Below are 3239 nucleotides of genomic sequence, written 5' to 3'. Positions count from 1 at the left end.
GGCGGTGGCCGCGCGGGCGGCTTCGTGCCGGGCCACGTGGGAAGCTTCGTGGATCATGTCCATGGTGGGTCCTGTCAGGTGCGGAAGACTGCGTTGCCGTCACTATCGGCGCCGCCGGGATGAACTGAAGGGTGGATCAGCGCGTCGCGGGTGGGCCAGATCGGCGGGTCGGAAGGTTTTGTCAGAAGGTTTCCCAGTCGTCGCTGGGGGCGGTGGTGGCGAAGGCCGGGCCTGCCACGGGGGCGGGCGCCGGGCTCGGCGCGGCGGCTGCGACTTTCGTCACGGCCGGGGCCGGTTTCACGAGCGGGGTGGCGGGCGCGGGGGCCTTGGCCTTGGCGGCCGGGGCGCTCACCGGCTTGGCCGCCACGACCGGCTTCGGTGTGGACACGGCGGCCGGTGTGGGCGCGGGCGCCGCAGGGGTGCCGTGGGTGTCGAGCCGGAAGGTCGCGACGACCGACGCGAGGCGCTGCGCCTGGTCGCGCAGGCTCTCGGCCGCGGCCGCCGATTCCTCGACCAGCGCGGCGTTCTGTTGCGTCATCTGGTCGAGTTGAGTGACAGCCGTGTTGACCTGCCCGATGCCATCGCTCTGCTCCGACGACGCGGCGGTGATCTCGCCGATGATGTCGCTGACGCGCTGCACCGAGCCGACGATCTCGTGCATCGTCTTGCCGGCATCCGCCACCAGGCGCGAGCCGGAATCGACCTTCTCGACCGAGGCACCGATCAGCGCCTTGATCTCGCGGGCGGCCTGCGCACTGCGCTGGGCCAGGCTGCGCACCTCGCCGGCCACCACCGCGAAGCCGCGGCCCTGCTCGCCAGCGCGCGCCGCTTCGACCGCGGCGTTCAGCGCCAGGATGTTGGTCTGGAACGCGATGCCGTCGATCACGCCGATGATGTCGCTGATCTTCTTCGACGAGGCGTTGATCTCGTCCATCGTGGTCACGACCTGTGAGACGACCGAGCCGCCGCGTGCCGCGACTTCAGCGGCCGACGAGGCCAGCTGGTTGGCCTGGCGGGCCGAGTCGGCGCTCTGCTTGACGGTGCCGGTCAACTGCTCCATCGACGACGCGGCCTGCTGCAGGTTCGAGGCCGTCTGCTCGGTGCGGGCGCTCAGGTCCTGGTTGCCGGTCGCGATCTCGGCGCTGGCGGTCGAGATGCTGTCGGTCGAGTTGCGCACCTGGCCGACCAGCGCGCGCAGCGACTCCTGCATGTTCGACAAGGCCTGCATCAGCTGCGTCGATTCGTCGCGGCCGCTCACGGTGATCTGGTTGGTCAGGTCGCCGCGCGCGATCGACGCGGCCAGCGCCTGCGCCTCGCTCATCGGGCGGCAGATGCTCTGCATGTTGACCAGCGTGGTCGGCACGACGATCAGGATCGCGATGGCCAGCGCCACCGCGAACAGCACGACGGTCTGGCGCGTCATCGTCTGGCGCTCGGCCTCGGCCTGCGAGCCTTCGGCGCCCAGCGACTTCTGCAGTTCGGCGGCCGATTTCTCGGCGGCAGCGATCGCTTCCTTCGCACGGCCCATCACCCGGTTCGCCACCGTGGCCGAGTCGTAGCCGCTGTTCTCCAGCTGCTTGATCACCGGGGCCATCGCGGTGGCGTAGGTGCCGAGTTCGGTTTCCATGCGCTTGGCCAGCACGGTGCCATCGTCCTGCGGGCCATCCTGCAGCTTCTTCAGCTGGGCGATCACCCGCTCGCGTGCCGCCGTCCACTGCCCGCTGAAGCGCGTGACCTCTTCGGGCTTCTCGTAGTTGACGATCATTTCCTTCTCGGCCAGGCGCATCTCGCCGAGCGCGGTGCGCAACGCGGCCAGCGTGTTGGTGTCGGCGAACGAGCTGGTCATGAAGGCGGTGCTCTGGGCCTGCATGCGCAGCAGCCCGGTCAGGCCGGCGCCGCCGACCAGCGCGAGCAGGGCCAGCACGATGGCGATCGCGCCCATCATGCGGGTGCGGATCGTGAATTGACGCATCAGGTGGGTGAGGTTCATGAGCGCTCTCCGGCGAGCTGGAAGTTGTTGACGATGCTGCGCAGCCGGGCCGCCTGGTCCTTCAGGCTTTCCGCGGCGGCTGCCGACTCCTCCACCAGTGCCGCGTTCTGCTGCGTCATCTGGTCGAGCTGGGTGACGGATCCGTTCACCTGGCCGATGCCTTCGCTCTGCTCGGCGGCGGCGGCGGTGATCTCGCTGATGATGTCGGTCACGCGCTGGACCGAGCCGACGATCTCGTTCATCGTCTGGCCGGCGTCGGCCACCAGGCGTGAACCGGAATCGACTTTCTCGACCGAGGCGCCGATCAGCGCCTTGATCTCTTTCGCCGCCTGCGCGCTGCGCTGCGCGAGGCTGCGCACCTCGCTGGCGACGACCGCGAAGCCGCGGCCCTGTTCGCCGGCGCGGGCTGCTTCGACCGCGGCGTTCAGCGCGAGGATGTTGGTCTGGAACGCGATGCCGTCGATCACGCCGATGATGTCGGCGATCTTCTTCGAGCTGGCATTGATCTCGTTCATCGTGGTCACGACTTGCGAGACCACCGAGCCGCCACGCGCCGCGACCTCGGCGGCCGACGAGGCCAGCTGGTTGGCCTGGCGGGCCGAGTCGGCGCTCTGCTTGACGGTGCCGGTCAGCTGGTCCATCGACGAGGCGGTCTGCTGCAGGTTGCTGGCGGCCTGCTCGGTGCGGTGGCTCAGGTCCTGGTTGCCGGTCGCGATCTCGGCGCTGGCGTTCTCGATCGACGACGACGATTCGAGCACCGTCGCGAGCGAGCGGCTGAGTTGCTGCGTCATGCGGTCGAGCGCGTGCATCAGGTCGCCGAGCTCATCGCTGCGATCGCTGCGGGCATCGATCGCCAGGTTGCCGCCGGCCACTTCGTCGGCAACGCGGGCGGCGCGGCTCAGCTCGCCGACGATGCGGCGCTGCATCAGCCAGGCCACGCCGACCGTCGCGGCGGCCGCCAGCAGGCCGAGTGCGCCGAGCAGCAAACTGGTGCGGCGCGAGCGTTCTGCCGAGGCATCCATCGATGCCGACGACTGCCGGTCCATGCGGGCGACCATGCCGCCCATGCCCTTGGCGAGCGTGCCGAAGGTCTCGTCGGCACCCTGCATGGCGGCGATGCCGGTGTTCGGGTCGACCGACGACAGGTCGATCGCCGAATCGGCCTGGCCGCGGTACTTGTCGATCTGCGCGGTGGCGGCCTTGATCTCGCCGGCCAGGTCCGCATCGCTGCGGTCGGCATCGGCGAGGC

General features: G+C 69.8%; 2 protein-coding genes. Both read right to left on the bottom strand.

Annotated elements, in window-relative coordinates:
- Nucleotides 1-181 precede the first annotated feature (181 nt).
- Nucleotides 182-1990 carry a methyl-accepting chemotaxis protein gene (locus AC1D12_RS28925; protein ID WP_477844576.1) on the bottom strand — a complete coding sequence of 603 codons (1809 nt, stop codon included), beginning with the start codon at nt 1988-1990 and terminating at the stop codon, nt 182-184.
- The coding region (locus AC1D12_RS28920; protein ID WP_477844574.1) for a methyl-accepting chemotaxis protein at nt 1987-3239 on the bottom strand (1253 nt) is incomplete at its 5' end. The genes AC1D12_RS28925 and AC1D12_RS28920, both read right to left, overlap by 4 nt.

It is taken from the genome of Rhizobacter sp. P1_G5 (genome assembly GCF_056405435.1).
This window is presented reverse-complemented; position numbering and strand designations above follow the sequence as displayed.